General features: G+C 67.6%; 10 protein-coding genes. All 10 read left to right on the top strand.

The features are described 5' to 3' along the window. Positions 1 to 21: 21 nt before the first annotated feature. The 10 genes from ABG80_RS04660 to ABG80_RS04705 all read left to right on the top strand — a co-directional run bounded on the left by ABG80_RS04660 (position 22) and on the right by ABG80_RS04705 (position 19,261). A complete protein-coding gene (locus ABG80_RS04660; RefSeq protein WP_058086598.1) occupies positions 22 to 10,887 on the top strand; it encodes a filamentous haemagglutinin family protein in 10,866 nt (3,621 codons plus the stop codon). A gap of 120 nt (positions 10,888 to 11,007) precedes the next feature. Further along, positions 11,008 to 12,705, top strand: a complete 1,698-nt coding sequence (locus ABG80_RS04665) for a DUF2341 domain-containing protein (RefSeq protein WP_058086725.1) — start codon at positions 11,008 to 11,010, stop codon at positions 12,703 to 12,705. 1 nt (position 12,706) lies between these two features. Next, positions 12,707 to 13,114 (top strand): ExbD/TolR family protein, encoded by a 408-nt coding sequence (locus ABG80_RS04670; protein WP_058086599.1) that lies wholly within the window; start codon positions 12,707 to 12,709, stop codon positions 13,112 to 13,114. Between the two features lie 25 nt (positions 13,115 to 13,139). Then, positions 13,140 to 13,541: an ExbD/TolR family protein gene (locus ABG80_RS04675; RefSeq protein ID WP_058086600.1), complete on the top strand. Its 402-nt coding sequence runs from the start codon at positions 13,140 to 13,142 to the stop codon at positions 13,539 to 13,541. A 2-nt stretch (positions 13,542 to 13,543) separates the two neighbouring features. Further along, complete coding sequence (locus ABG80_RS04680) at positions 13,544 to 14,248, top strand: hypothetical protein (RefSeq protein WP_058086601.1); 705 nt, start codon at positions 13,544 to 13,546, stop codon at positions 14,246 to 14,248. Positions 14,249 to 14,286: 38 nt separating this feature from the next. After that, positions 14,287 to 16,035: a putative porin gene (locus ABG80_RS04685; protein ID WP_152987466.1), complete on the top strand. Its 1,749-nt coding sequence runs from the start codon at positions 14,287 to 14,289 to the stop codon at positions 16,033 to 16,035. Between the two features lie 13 nt (positions 16,036 to 16,048). Then, the gene (locus ABG80_RS04690; RefSeq protein ID WP_152987467.1) at positions 16,049 to 16,717 is read left to right on the top strand and encodes a hypothetical protein; all 669 of its coding nucleotides are present in this window, start codon (positions 16,049 to 16,051) and stop codon (positions 16,715 to 16,717) included. A gap of 62 nt (positions 16,718 to 16,779) precedes the next feature. Then, positions 16,780 to 17,148 carry a DUF1840 domain-containing protein gene (locus ABG80_RS04695; RefSeq protein WP_058086604.1) on the top strand — a complete coding sequence of 123 codons (369 nt, stop codon included), beginning with the start codon at positions 16,780 to 16,782 and terminating at the stop codon, positions 17,146 to 17,148. Positions 17,149 to 17,209: 61 nt separating this feature from the next. After that, positions 17,210 to 17,878, top strand: coding sequence for a histidine phosphatase family protein (locus tag ABG80_RS04700; RefSeq protein WP_058086726.1), 669 nt, complete (start codon positions 17,210 to 17,212; stop codon positions 17,876 to 17,878). A 96-nt stretch (positions 17,879 to 17,974) separates the two neighbouring features. Next, the gene (locus ABG80_RS04705; protein WP_083505819.1) at positions 17,975 to 19,261 is read left to right on the top strand and encodes an efflux RND transporter periplasmic adaptor subunit; all 1,287 of its coding nucleotides are present in this window, start codon (positions 17,975 to 17,977) and stop codon (positions 19,259 to 19,261) included. Positions 19,262 to 19,264: the final 3 nt, after the last annotated feature.

Raw genomic sequence — 19,264 nt, forward strand, 5'->3', positions numbered from 1 at the left:
CCCCGTTGCATGAGGCCCGCCATGGTTGTTTTTTTCCGCGCCTTCGTTCGTCGTCGCTCCGCTCTGCGTGAGGGCCGCCGTGCAGCGTTCACCCGCCGACTGAAAGCCTGGGCGGGCATCCGGCGTGATCGCCGCTGGAGTTTGCGTCCGCTGGCGGGTGCGGCGACCTGTCTGTTGATGGGGCAAGCCGCGTGGGCGGCACCGGACAAATTTGTGCTGCCCGTTGACTTGCAAGGCACCCGCACCATCCGCGGCAAAACCTTCAGCTTCCAACCGGCGGGTCAAAACAGCAAGCTGGGCCCCAAGGTCGAGTTCCGCGATGCCGATGGCAAGCTCCAGAGCGTGTCGATGAAATTGGTGCAGACCAGCAAGGCTGGTTTGTACAGCTGGTCGTCCTTCGACATCGGCTCGTCAGCCACCTTCGAAATCGAGACGCCCGGAGCGGGCTCTTCGTCTTTGCACCGCGTCATCGGCAGCACCAAGCTCAGCGAGGTCTACGGCACGCTCAAGTCCAATGGCTCGGTCTACCTCATCAACCCCAACGGCGTGATGTTCGGTCAGGGCGCACAGGTCAACGTGCAGGGCCTGGTGGCCAGCACCTTGAACATCTCGGATCAAGACTTCCTGAGCCTGACCGACCTCGACAACCGCACCACCCCGGTTTACGTCTGGGAAGACCTCAGCGGCGAAGACACCCCGGTCACCTTCGACCACCCGACCAACTACGTGCGGGTGGCCCCTGGCGCCACCATCACCACCCCGTCGGGTGGCAGCGTGTTCCTGATGGCCCGCAAGGTCGAGAACGCCGGCACCATCAGCACCCCGGGTGGGCAGACGGCCCTGCTGGCTGGCGACGCCGTCTACCTGAAGTCGCCGGACAAGGAAGCCAAGATCTACGCGTCCGAGGTCAACACCAGCCAGCCGGTTTTGCGCGGCTTCCTGTTCGAGGTCCGGGGCAACGAGGGCGAAGCCAGCAACCTGGGCACCATCCTGACCGAACGGGGCAACACCACGCTGATGGCCAACACGGTTCGCCAGGGTGGCACCATCCGCGCCACCACCAGCGTGCAGGAAAACGGCTCGGTCTTCCTGCTGGCCCGATCCGGCACCATCAGCGACGACACCACCCGTGCCAGCACCACGGGCACGCTGGTGCTCACCAGCGGCAGCGGCATCGAGATCACGCCCGACAACAGCGTGACGGCAGGTGGCTCGGTCAAGATGACGCAGTCTCGCGTGGAACTGCAGGGTCAGACCATCTTGATGGAAGGCCAGGTGCGCAACGCGCAAGGCCAGGTGGTGACGCAAGGTGCCAGCATCCAGGCGCCGGCGGCCAATGTGAACGTGCGTGCCGAGACCACGCCGAGCTACAACGCCATGGCTGCAGAGCCGACCTATGTGTCCGGCGCAGCAGCCGATGGCGCACGCTTTGTGATGCAGGAAGGCGCCCGCATCGACGTCTCCGGCACCACCGACACCACGGTTTCGGTGGCACGCAACTTCGTGCAGACGGAGCTGCTGCGCAATGGCGACCTGGCCAGCAACCCCTTCTTGAAAGACGGCGAGCTGCTCAACAAGAAGGTGGTCTACGACGTGCGCAGCGCGCCCGCCGTCATCGAAGCCGCCACCCATCAGGGTTACAAGGACTCGATCCAGACCACGGCTGGCGAGCGCATGGCCCAGGGTGGCCAGGTCAACATCGTCTCCACGGGCGCCGTGCTGATGCAGGGGGGCAGCCAGGTGGACGTCTCGGGCGGCAAGGTCACGTTCACCGAGGCGGTGGTGGCCCCCACGCGCCTGCTGGGCGCCGACGGCAAGGCCTACACGCTGAACAACGCGCGCACGGATGTGCAGATCGTGGGCGTGTCGGGTTACCAGGACGCCGACGCCACCCGCTATGGCAACGTCTACCAGGGCCAGGCCAACCCCACCAAGGTGGAAGCGGGCTACACCCAGGGCGTCAGCGGCGGCGGCTTGCTGGTGCACGCTCCCACCATGGTGCTCGATGGCCAGGTGCGCGCCAACGTCATCCAGGGTGAACGTCAGCGCACGGGCGTGGATGCCCGCGCCAGCCTGGCCACCATGAAGCTGGGCCTGGGCGTGCTGAGCAACCTGGTCGGCGGCCTCACGGTGCGTGCACCTGGGGCAGCCTCGCCTGCGGTCGACTGGGTCAACCCGCTGACGGCGACCCTGCCAGATCGCAGCAGCGTGTCCGTGGACTGGTTCAACGCCAGCGGCGCGGGCGACATCACTGTGTCCACCCAAGGCGGCTTGAAGATCGAGGACGGTGCCAACATCGCTTTGCAGCGCGGCGGCAGCCTGACCCTGTCGGCAGCTGGTGAGGACGGCATCTACCTGGGCGGGGACATCAGCGGGGCTGGGGCGTCGGTATCGGTCACCACGAAGTCGGTTTTTGGCTCCCCGCCATTTGCGGGTGGCATCACGTTGGCGGCAGGGCGTCGCATCGACGTTGCCGGTGACGTGGTCAACCAGCGGCGTGATGGGGGCCAGGCGGGCACGGCTGTCGCGGGCGGCAAGGTCACGATCAGCTCTGCCGCAGGCCTGGACCTGCAGGCCGGCACGGCCATCGACGTCTCGGGCGGCGCCACGGTGTCCACCACGGGTGGCATCACTGGCACGCGCGCTGGCAGCATCAGCCTGGCGGCCAACTCCGAAGCCAAGGATCAAGGTTTCAAGGCGGTCGAGCTGGGCGCCAGCCTGCAAGGCCACACCTTGGCCGGCACCACCACCAAGGCCTTCAACGACGTGGGCGACGCCAGCACGGGCAAGCTGACCCTCAAGGTCGGTGAGGTCGACATCGTGGGGCCGGACGCCCCGGCGCTGAAAAAGGGCTCGGCGATCGACGGCTTCGTGCTGGGCAGTGGCTTTTTCAACCAGGGCGGCTTCAGCCAGTTCGACATCGACGGCGTGCGGCGCCTGACGGTGGACGGCAGCGCGCGCATCAAGCCTCAGGTGGCGCAGTGGCTGGCGAAGGCGCGACTGCTGAACGCCGCGACCGGCAGCAAGCTGTCGGCCAACGTCAGCACGGGCGTGCAGGCGGACAACCTGGCGCCCAAGCGCAGCCTGTCGCTCGGTGCCTCAGGTGTCGAGGGTGTCAAGTCTGATCAGAACGGTCGCCTGCGCATTCAATCGGGCGCGGAGATTGACATGGGCCTGCGTGGCAGTGTCACGCTCCTCGGTGGCGTGGGCCTGGAGGTGGACGGCGCGGTGCGGGCAGCAGGCGGGAGCATCACCACGGGGCTGGTCACTCCTTTCAACGGGGGGGAGCCGGATGAGCGGCTCGGCGGAACCTACCGCTTTGGCGCGGGCGCGTTGCTCGATGTGTCTGGCGTCACGGTGCTGTCAGCCAATAACGTCGGCTCGCAGCGGTTTGGCTCGGTCATTGATGGGGGCGTCATCAACGTCATGACGCCGGTTGCCCTTCAAACCACCACGCCCCTGGTGTTTGAACGTCAGGTGGACAAGGACGGAAAGGTGGTCAAGCAGGCCACTTTGCTTGCCAATGGAGCGCAGGATGCGATCGATGTCCGAGCACAAAACAGCCTGGGGCAGGTGCGTGTTCAGCGCACCACCGTGGCGTCTAATGGCGGCAGCATCGCCATCAACGTGGGCGCCCAGGGTGCTGCGTTGGCGGGCAGCTACCAGGCCAAGGCTGGCGGTGCTGGCGCCCAAGGCGGCGCGCTCAGCGTGAGCATCACCGATGGCGGCAGCACCAAGAACCCCATCGCCGCCCTGGAGGTTCAGCAGGCGCTGGCGCCTCAGATCGTGCAAGCGGGCAAGGTCGTGGTCTCCGCTGACATGGTCCAGGCCGGCGGCTTCGCCCACCTCAAGCTCAAGTCCAACGACGAGATTGCCACCGTGGGCAAGGTGAACCTGTCGGTGCAGGGCGACATGACGCTCGACTCGCCCGTCCTGGCTGCACGAGGAAACAGCCAGGCCGTGCTGGCCGCAGCAGGTCGCCTGGCGCGCACCAACACCGACCAGGCCCTCGGCGCGCAGCGCGTGGCCACGGGCGGGCAGGGCGGCGTCACCCTCCGTGGCGCCGTGGTGGACCTGTCCGGTCTCCAGGTGACGCAAGGCATCGACCAGTTGACCCTGCAGGCGCGTGACGAGATCCGCTTTCACGCCATCAGCCAGTCGCGCAACACCGGCAGCCTGAACACCGGCGCCACCCAGGTCACGCTGGACGCCGACCAGGTCAACGTCGCCACGGCCACCGACTTCAGCGTGCAGCTCAGCGGCGTGGCCACCGATGGCAACCGCCTGACCATCACCGGCGGCAACCGCGCGGCGCCTCTGCCGCTGTCCGCAGGCGGCAGCCTGACGCTGGCGGCCGACCACATCACGGTGGACGGCGTGGTGCGCGCCCCCTTCGGGCAGATCACGCTCAAGTCCAAAGACATCACCCTGACCGAGAACGCCGACCTGTCGGTCTCGGGCGCGGGCCTGTCGGTGCCTTATGGCACCACCACCGAAGCCGGCACCAACTGGCAGCTCAACGGCGTGGCCATCACCGCACCGCCCGCCAAGACGGTGACGTTCGACGCCGAAGGCGGCGAGCTGTCGGTTGAATCGGGTGCGAAGGTGGACCTGTCGGCCGGCGGCAACCTGCTGGCCTGGGAGTTCGTGCCAGGCCCAGGCGGCTCGTCCGACATCTTCCATGGCACCTACGAAAGCGGCACCTTTGCTGTGGTGCCCAGCGTCAAGGGCCTGGGTGGGGTGGATGCTGGCGTGCTGGCCGGATCGGGCTTGGACAGCAGCGTGCTCGACACCTCGGCCACGCGCACCATCACCTTTGGTGAAGGTGGCCCCATCCCGGCGGGCACCTACACCGTCCTGCCTGCACGTTATGCGCTGCTGGCTGGTGGTTACCTGGTGCGCCGCACCAGCACCACCACGCCTTTGAACTTCGGTGACGCCCTGACCCTGGCCACCGGCGCCGTGCGCGTGGGGGCCACCGTGGGGAGCACGGGCGGCGCCTTGTCTTCGACCCCGGCCACCTTCGAGGTGATCAACCGCGAGCAAGCCCTGCGCTTCAGCGAGATCAAGACCACCACCTTCGACGACCTGGTCAACGCCAAGGCCGCGCGGCAAGGCGTGGCGCCTGCTCGCCGGGCCGTGGACGCGGGCACCCTCAACATCGCCGCGCAAAAGATCAACCTGGAGGGAGACCTCGCTTTCGACCGCCTGGCTGGCGGACGTGGCGGCGAGCTCAACATCTCGTCCGACAAGGTCCAGGTTGGCGGGGTCTTGACCCCGGCTCAGGTCGCGGCGCAGGACACGTTGTTGCTCAACGTGGCCCAGCTCAACCGCACCGGGGTGGACTCGCTGTTGATCGGCGGCCTGCGTTCGAGCCAGGCTGCGGACGGCTCCAGGTTGATCGACGTGAAGGCCAAGGAGGTGACGTTGGCCAATGACGCCAGCAACCCGCTGGCCCTGAACGACGTCATCCTGGCGGGCACCTCGAAGGTGACGGTCAACGCCGGGGCGGCGCTGAGTGCGCCCGAAACCAACCAGGCCAGCTTCGTGGCCGAAGACAGCACGGCGCAAGGCAATGGCGCCCTGGTGCGCGTCAGCAGCGACGCCCAGGTGCAGACCCGTCGCGTCAGCACCGAAGGCGCGCTCATCGACCGATCGGCTGGTGACGTGAGCGTGGGCGCGGGCGCCGTGCTCAAGGGCGGCACCGTGGTGGTCGAAGGCACCCGCAGCACTGCCTTGGACAAAGCCAGCAGCCTGCAGGCAGACAGCCTGACGCTGGGCGCAGACCGCGTGGTGCTGGGCGACGCAGACGTGGCCACGACACCGGGGCAGGCTGCGCCGCTGCAAGTGGGCAGCGCCTTGCTGGCCCAGCTCGCGCAGGTCGATCGCCTGACCCTGAGGGCCTTCCGGGGCGTCGAGCTGCAAAGCGGGCAGAACCTGACCGTGCAGCAATCCCTCACGCTGGACACGCCCGAGCTCAAGCAGGCCAGTGGCTCGACCAACAGCGTGACCGCTGGTTCGCTCAGCCTGCGCAACACCAGTGGTGCGAAGGGTTCGGCCCAGGGCGGCACCGCCACGCTGAACCTGACAGCCACCGGCGCCGGTGGACAGGACGGCCACATCCACTTCGATGACGGCATCGTGGCCACGCAGGGTGCGGGCCAGGTGAACCTGGCTGCGGCCGGCAGCGTGGTGCTCAGCAGCCGCCGCGAGACCACGACGGTGACGCTGGCGGCCGACCCTGGCAACTACGCCGACGCCACCAGTGAAGTTGTCAACAACGTGACGCAGACCACCGTCAAGGAGACTTCGCGCGCCATCGCCTCCGGCCTGCAGGCCGATGCGGCGGTGAACCTGAGTGCCCAGTCGGTGACCACCGGCCACGGCGCCGTGGCGCAGATCAAGTCGGGCCAGGGCGCGCTGACCATCGAGCAGGCAACCGCCGCCGGTCCGGTGAGCAAGGCCAGCGTGGGCACCGGTGGCCAGATCGAGTTGGCCGGCGCTTCGCTGCGCCAGCAAGGCCTGCTCGAAGTCACCTCTGGTGCCATCAAGCTGGAAGCCAGCACCGGCGACGTGACCTTCTCATCGGGCTCGCGCACCCTGGCCGACGGCGCCAGCTGGCAGGTCGATGGGGTGACGGTGCCCATCGCCGCCGGCCTGATCCAGGCCAAGGCTGCCCAGGGTGGCATCGACGTGCAAGCGGGTAGCTTGTTGAGTGCCTCGGCGCCATCGGGCCTGGCGGGCGGCGAAGCCGGCGACATCCGCCTGCTCGCACCCAAGGGCGAAGTCAAGGTGGCGGGTGACATCCGCCTGCTGTCGGATGCCAACCAGCGTGGCGGGGCATTGCGCATCGACGCACGCACCGCGCCTTCGCTCGATGGCCTGGTGGACCGGCTGAACGCTTCGGCCCAAGCCGCCGCCACGCAGGCTGGCGCAGCGGCTGCGCGCGCCAACGCATCTCGCGCCTTTGACCTGCAGCAGCGCGACGGCCAGGACATCACCCTGTCGGCCGGCAAGAAGTTGGTGGCCCAGGACGTGCGCCTCGTGGCGGACCGAGCTGCCGACGCCAGCTCGGGCGGCAACGTCAACATCCTGGGGCAAATCGATGCCTCCGGCGGCACTGGCGGTCGCATCTCGATCAGCGCCGCGGGTGACCTCGACATCGGCCAGGACAGCATCCCCGACGGACAGACCCGTGCTTCGCTCGATGTTTCGGCCAAAGGCGCTGCCAAATCGGGTGGTGACATCACCCTGGCCAGCCGCTCTGGCGCGCTGCGCCTGAACGAGCAGGCCGATGTGCGTGCCTCGGGCGGCACCACAGGTGCCGATGGCAGCCTGACCTTGCGCGCCGGTGTGCGCGAAGACGGTGCCGTCGATGGCGACCAGGGCGTGGGCAACAGCCGCGTCGCCGCCATCCAGTCCACCTTGACTGGCGTGGGCACGCTGACCGTGCAGGGCGAAGAGCGCACCACGGTCGATGACCTGTCGGCCCAGGTGCTGACGGACGCCAAGGCCCGCAGCGAGGCCTTCCAGCAATCGGCAGCGGCCCTGGACACGCTCAACAAGGTGGCCAACGGCAAGTTGGGAGCCTCCGCCGTGGCCAAGGTCCAGTCCGCCCAGGTGTTGCAGTCGGAAGGCGACCTCACCTTGTCGACCGACTGGAACCTGACCGAGCTGGTCAAGGAATCCAGCGGCAGCCAGTTCGTCGTCAAGCCCAGTGCCCACACGCCGATGAGCCTGAGCATCGTCAGCGCGGGCAACCTGAACATCCAGGCCAGCCTGTCGGGCGGTTTCGTCAATGTGCCGCTGCCCGGCACCGCGCAGGCATCTGCCGCAGCCAACACCACCCTGTCGAATGCCATGAAGGTGGGCGCAGCCGACCTGCCGTTGATGGCCGGTTCGGACATCACCCTGGTGGCTGGCGCCGAGCTGGGCAGCGCCGACGTGGCTGCCACCGCAGCGGGCACCGCGGCCGATGTGCGCATCGGTGACCCGGCCGACGAGCCCACCTCGGCCAAGCAGGTCTTCGTGCGCAGCACCACCGGTGACCTGCACTTGGTGGCATCTCGCGACGTGGTGCTCGAAAACGACCGCGCCACCGTCTACACCACTGGCCTGCTGGCCAGCGCCGAGCAGGTGCCCGGCGCCGAAGGCTTCGGCAGAGGGAATGCATCCAGCCCCAAGCTTCACGCCAGCCTCATCACCCGAGGCAACGGCGTCAACACGACCCGTCAATTGCCCTTCATGCTGGGCGGTGGCAGCGTGAGCCTGCAGGCCGGTCGTGACCTGCGCACCCAGAGCGTCGGCAATGCCAGTTTCGTCAGTGACTGGACCTTCCACAAGTCCGATGTGAACGCCGACAAGAGCCAGTCCTGGTGGGCGCGTTACGACCTGTTCGACATGGGCGTGGCCACCTTTGGCGGGGGCGACATCATCGCCCGCGCGGGTGGCGACGTGGTGGACATGGGCTTCGTGACCGCCACCAGCGGCTACAAGGACGACGCTGGCGTGGTGCGTCGCTTCGGCGGTGGTGATGTCGAGGTCAGCGCCGACGGCAACATCGCGGGCCTGCTGGCCAAGGTTGGGGGCAGCACAGGTCGGGTCGATGCGGGTCTCAACATCGAAGGCACGTCGTCGCAGGGGGCTGTCTCGCTGTTCTACGAGAACACGCAATTGCAGGTCCAAGCGGGGCAAGATATCCTGGTTGACCTCATCACCGAGGCGGGCTTGCACGGCAGGGACACAAGCAATGGCTCGGCGAATGACTCTGCAACCAACTCGGTCGGCATCGCGGGCCTGGGCAGCGATGCTTCTCTGAACCTCACCTCTGCCTCGGGCAGCATCGCCCTGAACGCTGTCAAACCGCCCAGGGTTGATTCCACGCGGAAGGCTGTTTCCGCTCTGCCATCACAAAGCAGGCTGGCGGCTCCTCACGGAGACATCTTGGCCGCTTACTTGAACCAGATGCCGCAGTCCGGCGGTGCCACCCTGGACGTGTTGGCTGGTGGCGACCTGAAGGCATCTGGGGTCACAGTGTGGGCCAATTCACCCTTTGGTGAAGGGGTGCAATGGGCGCGCTCAGATGTGTTGAGCACTTTCACCATCCAGGACTCACCTGGCGGTGGTGACGCCCTGACCGCAGGCAGCTTCGAAAACGCCCGCCGCGAACCCGTCCGCCTCATCGCCCAAACCGGCGACGTGACCCTGCGCGCCGAAGTCGGCGACGCCACCCGCATCATCGCGGGCAAAGACGTGAACCTGCTCGGCCTGCTCGTGCAACAGCAAGACGGCAACGAGCTCTCCCTGGTGCAGGCAGGGCGCGACCTGAACGTCATCGGCACCACCCGCGTTCGCGGCCCTGGTGACGCGCTGTTCGTGGCCGGCCGCGATGTCAACCTCACGGCCGCAGACGGCATCGACACCAACGGCAACCGCGAAAACGGCGCCTTGCCGGAGGGCAGCGCCAACCTCACGGTGATGGCCGGTGTGCAGCCTGGCACCAGCGATTTCGGCGTGGCCGAGCAGCGCTTCTTCCACCTGCTGGGTGGCGCGGGTGTGGCCGACCGACCGGCCGACCTGTATGCCCAGTTGCTGGCGGCTCGAGGCGGTCAGGCGGTGCCGGGGCTGGATTCGGCGGCTGCACAGGCGTTTGCCGGCCAGGGCTTTGCCGAGCAGCTCGCCGCAGCCCGCGACCTGGTGGGCGCGCAGGCCTTCGAGGCTGCCGTGCTCACCTACATGCAAGGGCGCGACGCCAAGCCTGATTTGAGCACCGCACAAGCCCTGGCGGCCCTGGCCAACGTGCCCCAGCGCGAACAAGCTGCGCTGCTGGGCAGCGTGCTCGCCCCGGCGTGGTCCCAAGCCGTGGCACCCGAGGTGCAGCGCGGCACGGCACTGGACATGGCCAAGGCACGTGGTGGCGCTTACGCGCTGGCCTTGTCGGAGTACCTCAAGCTGCGCACGGGCACCACGGACCTGGGCGACGCACAAGCCCTGCAAGCCTTTGAGCAATTGAGCGCGGAGCAGCGCCTGCTCTTCACCAACCAGGTGCTCAAGCGCGAGCTGACCGTGGCCGGCATCAATGCCACACAAGAAAAGACCCCTGACGCCAAGCTGGACGCTTACCAGAGCGGCTTCAACGCCTTGGCCACCGTCTTCCCGGGCAGCCAGGACACCAGCAGCCTGCTGATGGGCGCCAGCAGCATCAAGACGCAGCAAAACAGCCAAATCAACGTCTTCACGCCGCATGGGGGCATGAACGTGGGCCGCTTGACCGGCCTGGCCGATTCGGCCGCTGCCGCCAAACTGGGCATCGTGACCACCTCCGGTGGCGACATCACCGGCGTGGTGCGCGACAGCGTCGAGGTCAACCAGTCCCGCATCTTCGTCGTCGAAAACGGCGACATGCTGCTGTGGGCCTCGTTCGGCAACATCGATGCAGGCAAGGGCTCGAAAACCGTCACCGGGGCCCCGGCGCCGGTGGTCCGCGTCGTCGATGGTCGACTCGTGGTCGACACCACGGGGTCCTTCTCGGGCTCCGGCATCGCTGCGCTGGACCCTGACAGCAAGCTCTACCTCTTCGCACCGCGCGGCGAGATCAACGCAGGTGAAGCCGGCATCCGCGCCGGCGGCAGCATCACCCTCGACGCCCCCACCATCGTTGGCGCCAACGACATCCAGATCGCCGGTGGCGGCAACCTGGCGCCGCCGCCCACCGTGGGCAACGCCGCCACCAATGTCGGCAGCCTAGGTCAGTCCGCCACCGCGGCGGGCCCAAGCCAGGCCGAATCGCGCGGGACGTCGACGCCCAAACGCCGACTGCTGCTCGACTTCCTGGGCTTCGGCTCGGACAAGGATGAAGACAGCGAACGCGACGACAAGAAGAAGTGACGCGAACCTGTCGTGATGCTGTCACGTGAAGACGCAAACATGCCGGGTTTGTCCGTGATCCCGACGGACCCGGCGGTGTGACACCTCCCCTGAATTGAACTGATCTGGATGACGCCAACCATGCGCAAACACCTTCTGTCCCTTCTTGCTGCCGCCGCGCTCATGCCCGGCGCCGCCCAGGCCTGGTGGAACGCCGACTACACGCAGCGCACCAAGGTGGTCCTCAACACCACCGCTGCGGGCGTTGAAACCAAAGAAGCCCTCTCCGGTGTCGTCGTGCCGGTGCGCCTGCACTCGGGCAACTTCGACTTCCTGGGCGCCAAGCCCGATGGTGCCGACCTGCGCGTGGTCGCCGCCGACGACAAGACGCCCCTGAAGTTCTGGGTCGAACGCTTTGACGGCGCCAACGAACTGGCCGTGGTCTGGGTTCAGCTGCCCAACACCCTGCCGGGCACCGACAAGAACGTCGTGCACGTCTACGCTGGCAACGAAGCCGCAGCCGCCGAGGCCACCAGCCCCGCGCTGTTCGACGGCGGCATGGCTGCGGCCATCACCTTCGCTGGCAAAGCCGGTGAGCCCGCCACCGACGCATCGGGTCAGGTCGCATCGTCCGGCCCCGTGGTGCGAGAGGTCAACGGCCTGATCGGCGTGGCCGCCCGCCTCGACGGCGAGCCGCTGCAGTGGTCTTCCGACAAGCTCAAGGCCGCCGGCAGCGGCCCCTACAGCGTCAGCCTGTGGTTCAAGCCCGAGGCGCTCACGGGCACCTTGTTCAAGCAAGGCGCGCTGAGCCTGAACCTGGACGGTGGCAAAGCCTTTGCGCAACTCGACGCGGTCGTGGCGTCCGGTGGCGAGCTGCCCCCTTCGGCCTGGGCGCACTTGGCCGTCACGGTGGGCAACGGCAAGCTCACCCTCTACATCAACGGCGTGCAAGCCGCACAGGCCGACGTGCCCGCTGCGGTCACGCCCATCGAAGGCCCGGTGTCCGTGGGCCAGGGCCTGAGCGGCCTCGTGGACCAACTGGAAGTGGCCACCTCCGTGCGCAGCGCCGACTGGCTGAAGTTCGCCCACGCCGCGCAAAGCGCCGACGCCAAACTGGTGCTGGCCAACACCCAGACGCCTGAGACCGCCGAAGCCGGTGAAGGCCACAGCGAGGCCGGCCACTTCGCCATCCTGGTCGACAACCTCACCGTCGACGCCTGGGTCGTCATCGTGATCCTGGCCGTGATGTTCGTCATCGCCGCATGGGTGATGTGGGACAAGGCCGTGTTGGTGGGCCGCGCCGACAAGGACAACCTGAAGTTCCTGGAAAACTTCCGCAACGCCCGCGACGTGCTCGCTGTCGAGACCTCCGGCATGAAGCACTCGCAGCTCGCTCGCCTGTACCAGGCCGGCCTGCGCGAGCTGAAAAAGCGCGAGGTGGGCCAAGCCGGTGCCCCCAAGCTCTCGGGTGCCTCCATCGACGCCGTCAAGGCCGCAGTCGACGCCGACCTCATCCGCGAAAGCCACACCCTCAACAGCAAGATCGTGCTGCTGACCATCGCCATCTCGGGCGGTCCCTTCCTGGGCCTGCTGGGCACCGTGGTGGGCGTGATGATCACCTTCGCGGCCATCGCGGCAGCGGGCGATGTCAACGTCAACGCCATCGCCCCCGGCATCGCGGCGGCCCTGCTGGCCACCGTGGCCGGCCTGGCCGTCGCCATCCCGGCGCTGTTTGGCTACAACTACCTGGCCGCCCGCATCAAGAACATCTCGTCGGACATGGGCATCTTCGTCGACGAGTTCGTCACCCGCGTGGCCGAAACCCACGGAGCCCGCTGACATGGCCGGTGACGTCAAAGGCGACCTGCAGGCGTACGACGACATCAACGTCACGCCCATGCTCGACCTCGCCTATGTGCTGCTGGTGGTCTTCATCATCATGACGACCGCCTCGGTGCAGGGCGTCAAGGTCAACAGCCCGCTCACGCAGGCCGCCAACAACCTGGCCAAGCCACAGACCAAGGGCATCACCATCACCGCCGACGGCCAGGTCTACCTGGACGCCTACCCCGTCAGCCTCGATGAGCTGCAAGCCAGCCTGGCCCAGCACAAGGCTGCCAACCCGGCGCTGCCCGTCGTGCTCAAGGCCGATGCCGCCGCCCAGTACGACAAGGTCATGCAGGTGCTGGAGATCGCCAAGCGCCTGGACATCACCGAAATCGGCCTGGCCACCAAACGCGCGCAATGAAGCAGCGATGCAGTGAAAGCAGGCCATGCAAGTCCAAGACGAAACCAAACCCTACGACAGCATCAACGTCACGCCGATGCTCGATCTGGCCTACGTGCTGCTGGTGGTCTTCATCCTGATGACGACGGCGTCGGTGCAGGGCTTGAGCATCAGCATGCCCAAGCCCAGCAACACCCCCAGCACCGAAAAGCACGACCTCAAGGTGGTGCAGGTCATGCCGGGCGGGCAGCTGCTGCTCAACGGCGTGCCCGTCACCGTGCAGCAACTTGAAAGCGAGCTGCTGCAAGCCAAGCAGCGCGACCCGAAGATGAGCGTGGCCATCAAGGGCGACGCCCGCTCGCACTACGCCGAGGTGGTCACCGTGATCGACCTGTGCAACAAGCTGGAGGTGTCCATGGGCCTGGTCACCTCGCGCATCGGGACCTGAACATGTCGATCAACGCTTCCAACGACGACGACAGCAAGCCTGGCCTGACGCGCTTCATCGTGCCTGGCGGCATCGCCCTGGGCCTGATCGGCGCAGCTGTGCTGGTCCACAGCCTCATGGGCTCGGGCCCCGCTGCACCCAAGCGACAGACGGTCAAGATCGCGGTGCTGCCCGACACGCCCCCACCACCGCCTCCGCCCAAGCCGGAAAAGCCGCCCGAGCCCAAGCCCCAGGACAACACCCCCCAGCCGCAAGACCAGCCCAAACTGGCCGAAGCCCCGCCCGAGCCCCAACAGCTGAAGATGGAAGGCGCCGCTGGCGACGGCCCCAGTGCCTTCTCGGCCGGCAGCGTCAGCAGCGACTACAAGGGCGGCGCCATCGGTGCTGGCAACGGGGCCTCAGCTCCTTCTGCGGGCGATCGCGCCAAGTTCAACTTCTATGCCAAGAGCGCACAGCAGGTCTTGCGCGCCGAACTCGACCGCACCCTGGCCCGTGACGTCATCCGCCTGGGTGCCCGCCTGCAGATCTGGATCGATGCATCCGGACGCATCGACCGATACGAGGTCAAGGGCCTCAGCGACGCCGCCGCACAGAACCAGGTTCGTGCCGCGATGCAGGACATCAGCAAGGGCTTTCGGCTCGTGCCGCCAGCGGGCCTGCCTCAGCCGCTGGAGATGCGCCTGTCCGTGAACCCGCTCAACGGTTGAGTGCCCACCTGAATCACCTCCCTGAACGATTGATCACCATGCCTGAAGTCATCTCCACCCGTCGCCTCGGCATGAGGCCCATCACCGTGGCGGCGGCCCTGCTGTGCGGCCTGTTGTCTGCCCCGGCCGTGGCCAATGAGCGCGCCGAGCTCGAGCGCCTGCGCGGCACCACGCTCAACCTCATCAAGCTGTTGGTCGATGGCGGCCTGCTGTCTCAGGAAAAGGCCGAGCAACTGCTCAAGCAAGCCCAGCAAGACACCGCACCCGCCGACGCCGCAGCGGCGCAGCCCGCAGCCCCCGCGTCCGCCACGGCTGCGGCACCGCGCGGCGGTGTCATCCGCGTGCCCTACGTGCCGGAGTCCTTGCGCAACCAGATGCGCGACGAGATCAAACAAGAGGTGCTCAACCAGGCGCGCTCCGAGCGATGGGGCGAGCCGGGTGCGCTGCCGGCCTGGGCACGCCGCATCAACTTCGAAGGCGACGTGCGTTTTCGCCTGCAGTCGGAAGACTGGGACCGCCGCAACGTCTCGGCCGCCGAAGGCGAAGGCCTGGCCTTCCAGAACGACGCCGCTTACGAGGGCCCCATCGCCTGGTCGCCTGACCTGACCAACACCCAGGACCGCCGCGACCGCATGACCCTGCGCGCCCGTTTCGGCCTGACCAGCGACCTGGCCTTCGGCTTCAAGACCGGTTTGCGCCTGAGCACCGGCAACGCGCAAGCGCTGTCCACCTCGCAGACCCTGGGCGGCAGCAACGGCAACTTCAGCAATTACAGCGTGCTGCTCGACCGCGCCTGGATCCAGTGGACGCCGCACCAGCCCGACGTCACGGCCACCGTTGGGCGCTTCAGCAGCCCCTACTTCGGTGGCGACCTGATCTGGCCCGACGACATGAACTTCGATGGCGTGGCGGTCAAGGCCACGCACGCCTTCAACGACGCCAACAAGGTGTTCGTCAACGCCGGTGCCTTCCCGCTCAGCGAGTTCCAAAGCGATGCGGCCGACGCCTGGCTGTATGGCGCTCAGGTGGGCGCCATCTTCAAGCCCGACGCCAGCAGCCAGTTCGACATCGGCCTGGGCTACTACGACTTCAACAACATCGAAGGCAACTTCGACCCGATGTACCGGGACACGGCCAACACCTTCAGTGCGGCCGACAAGAGCTACCTCTCCAGCGAATACAAAAAGGCCGTTCGCCAGCGCGGCAACACGCTCATCCGCATCAACCAGCCGGTGGCTGCTGCGGGTTCAGCCACGGCGGTGGCGCCCGTTTGGGGCCTGGCCAGCAAGTTCAGGCCCTTGACCTTGAGTGCGGCCTACAACCACCAGGGCTTCGAAGGCCTGAGCATGCGCATCAGCGCCGACTTCATCCACAACACCGGCTTCAGCCAGGCCGACATCCGTCGCCGCGCCCAGCCCGGCGCCAACATCGACCTGGCCAAAAAGACCAACGCCTGGCAAGCGCGCGCGCAGATCGGCTCGACCAAGCAGGAGCTGCTGGGCGACTGGTCGGCCTACCTCGGCTGGCGCCGTTTCGAGCGCGATGCCTGGGTGGACGCTTTCACCGACACCACCTGGCACCTGGGCGGCACCAACTATGTTGGCTGGACGCTGGGCGGGGCCTACTACGTGGGCCCGCGCACCTCGCTGGGCTTGCGCCTGACCAGCACCCGCAACCTCACCGACGGCCGCACCGAAACGCTCAGCGACGGCGCTGAGGTGCCCAACCTCAGCAGCATCCGCCAGCGCGTCGACGTGCTGCAGGTGGAGCTGAACTCGCGTTTCTGATCGGAGCCTCGACATGAACGCACACCCACATCACACCGCGATCAGGCGGTGGCGCCCTGGGCTGATGGCCGCCCTGGTGCTGGCGTCCTGCGCCATCGCCTCAACAGGCTGGGCGCAGGACAAAGGCAGCCGCGAGAAAGAAGCGCTGCGCCGCGCACAGCTGGCGCTGCGGGCCGCACAGGACGAGGTCGCCACCTTGCAGCGCGAGCGCGCGCAATGCGCCACCGATCGCGACGCTGCGCTCAAGGACAAGGCCGAAGCCCAGAAGACATCGGGCTTGCTGGCCAGCGCCCAGGCGCAGTCGCGCCTATCGCAAGGGCGCGTCAAGCAGCTCGAGGGTGAGCTCGAAGCCTTGCAGCAGCAGCTGGCCGATGCCAAGGCGCAGCAGGCCCAGCAGGCCAAAGAGTTGGGCGACGGCCAGCGCAGCCTGCGGGCCGTGCGCCAGTTGCTCGAAACCAGCGAGCAGCGCCAGCGCATCCTGCAAGAGCGCAACCAGCAGCTCTACGACACCGGCGTGGCCGTGGTGGAGATGTACCGCAGCCGCAAGCCAGCCGAGACCGCGGCACAACAGGCGGTGGTGCTGGGCTTTGGCCTGGTGGACGTCGAGAACATCAGCGAGAAGTGGCTCGATCGGCTCAACGCGGCACGCTTTCATCAGCAGGACCGCCTGCCCGCGCCTTGATGCCTGCGTGACACCTGTCGGTGTGCGCGCCATGAGCCTGCAAGTCGGCGCACAATGACCAAATGCCAGTCACCTTCAAATCCCAGGCCACAGGCAACCTCGTGATGCTCTCGGCGCACGCCGAGGCCTTGTTGAAACTGCTGGGCAAGACCGCTGCGCAGCCCGGCATCCTCGAGGTGGCCGACATGCCGCACGCCTTGTCCACCTTTCGCTCGCTCGACCCCGATCAGCTGCCCGACTCGCCTGCTTCACCTGACTTGCCCCAAGCGGGTGAAGGCGCCCATGCCGCCAACGCTGAACGGCGCCCGGACGACAAGCCCCCCGTCGGTTTCCAGGACGAGCCCGTCAGCCTGCGCCAGCGCGCCGCGCCCTTCATCCGCCTGATCGAACAGGCCCAGGCGGGCAACAAGCCCATCGTGTGGGGCGTCTGAGCCTTCGCGTCTGAAAAACCCGCTCTTGTGCGGTGCAGCATGGCTGGTGCATGATGCCGTCATGACCGACGCCGTCACCCGACTCATCGCGGTTCGCCATGGCGAAACCGCCTGGAACCGCGAAGCCCGCATCCAGGGACACACCGACATCCCGCTCAACGACACCGGCCTGTGGCAGGCCGAGCGGGTGGGCGCTGCGGTGGCGCAGGAAGCCATCGAGGCCATCTACAGCAGCGACCTGCAGCGTGCGCACCTCACGGCCCAGGCCATTGGCCGCGCGGCCGGGGTGGCGGTGCGGCTCGAAGAGCGCCTGCGCGAGCGCCACTTCGGCGAGCTCGAAGGCCTCACCCACGAAGAGATCCACAGCCGCTGGCCCGATCAGGCCCGGCGCTGGAAGCAACGCGACCCGGCCTATGGTCCGGTCGGTGGCGAGACCCTCACCGAGTTCCATGATCGCTGTGTCGGCACCCTGGTGCGCCTGGCGCAGCGTCACCTGGGCCAGACCATCGTCGTCGTGGCCCACGGTGGCGTGCTCGATTGTTTCTACCGCGCGGCCAACGGCATTGATCTGACGGCGCCGCGCAGCTGGACCATCGGCAACGCCACCATCAACCGGCTGCTCTACAGCCCGGATGGCCTGACCATGGTGGGCTGGGCTGACGACGGCCACCTGGCCGCCAGCGGGGGCGCGCTCGACGAGTCCTCGGACGGCGCATTGGCCCCAGCCTGAGGCGGGGCTTTTCCGCCCGCCTTCACAAATCCTCTGCCATTTGTGGGTACATTGGCAGGCTAACAATTGACTAGGCAAGTATTTGTCGAGGTGAGCATGGCGCGACGTTTTTGCATGTGGGTTTCTCTGGTGGCTGCTGCCGCCCTGTTCTCGGCTTGCAGCAAGCAGGAGGGTGGTCAGCAGGCGGCCGCCGGTTCGGCGCCGCCAGCCTTGCCGGTCGGCGTGATCACGGTGCAGCCCGGCGAGGTGCCCCTGATGGCCGAGTTGCCGGGCCGCCTCGAAGCCCTGCGCACCGCCCAGGTCCGCGCCCGCGTGGCCGGCATCCTGCAAAAGCGCCTGTTCACCGAAGGTGCCGACGTCAAGGCCGGTCAGCCCCTGTTCCAGATCGACTCGGCCACCTACCAGGCCACGGTGGACAGCGCCCAGGCCACGCTGGCACGCGCCGAAGCCAACCTGGCCCAGACCACGGCCCTGGTGCAGCGCTACGAGCCGTTGCAGGCCGCCAAGGCCATCAGCCCGCAAGAGTTCCTCAATGCCCAGGTGAGCCAACGCGCCGCCCAGGCCGACGTGGCCGCCGCCAAGGCCGCGCTGCAGACCGCGCGCATCAACCTGGGTTACGCCAGCGTCACGGCGCCCATCTCCGGTCGCATCGGCCGTGCTTTGGTCACCGAAGGTGCGCTGGTGGGGCAGGGCGAGGTCACCCAGCTGGCCTTGATCCAGCAGGTGCACCCGCTGTACGTGAACTTCACGCAGTCGGCCACCGAGGTGCTCAAGTTGCGCCAGGCCCTGCAGGCAGGTGCGCTCAAGAAGGCTGGCGCCAACGCCGCCGAGGTGCGCGTGGTGCTCGACGATGGCCGCGAGTACCCGCTGCCCGGCCGGCTGCTGTTCGCCGACCTGAGCGTGGACAGCACCTCGGGCCAGGTTTCGTTGCGCGCCGAGCTGCCGAACCCGCAAGGGCTGCTGCTGCCTGGCATGTACGTGCGCGTGCGCCTGGAGCAGGCGCAGGTCGACGGCGGCGTGCTGCTGCCCCAGCAAGCCGTCACGCGCGGTGCCCAGGCCGACACGGTGCTGGTGGTGGCGCAGGACGGCTCTGTCGCGCCTCGCCCCGTCAAGCTCGGTGGCGCACGTGGCAACCAGTGGGTCGTGCTCGGCGGCCTGCAAGCCGGTGAGCAGGTCATGGTCGATGGCTTCCAGAAGTTCATGATGGCCGGTGGCAAGGGCCCTGTGAAGGCGGTGCCGTGGCAGGCGCCTCCGGCGGGCGCCGGCATGGGCGGTGGTGCGGGCACCGAGGGTGGCAGTGCTCCTGCGGCTCCTTCGGCGGCCTCGGCGGCATCCGCCTCGGCTTCTGCCGCGCCGACTCCCGCCCCGGCCGCCTCTCGCTGAACG

The sequence above is a fragment of the Aquabacterium parvum genome (assembly GCF_001447195.1).
In the GTDB taxonomy this organism is placed as follows: Bacteria; Pseudomonadota; Gammaproteobacteria; order Burkholderiales; family Burkholderiaceae_C; genus Aquabacterium; species Aquabacterium parvum.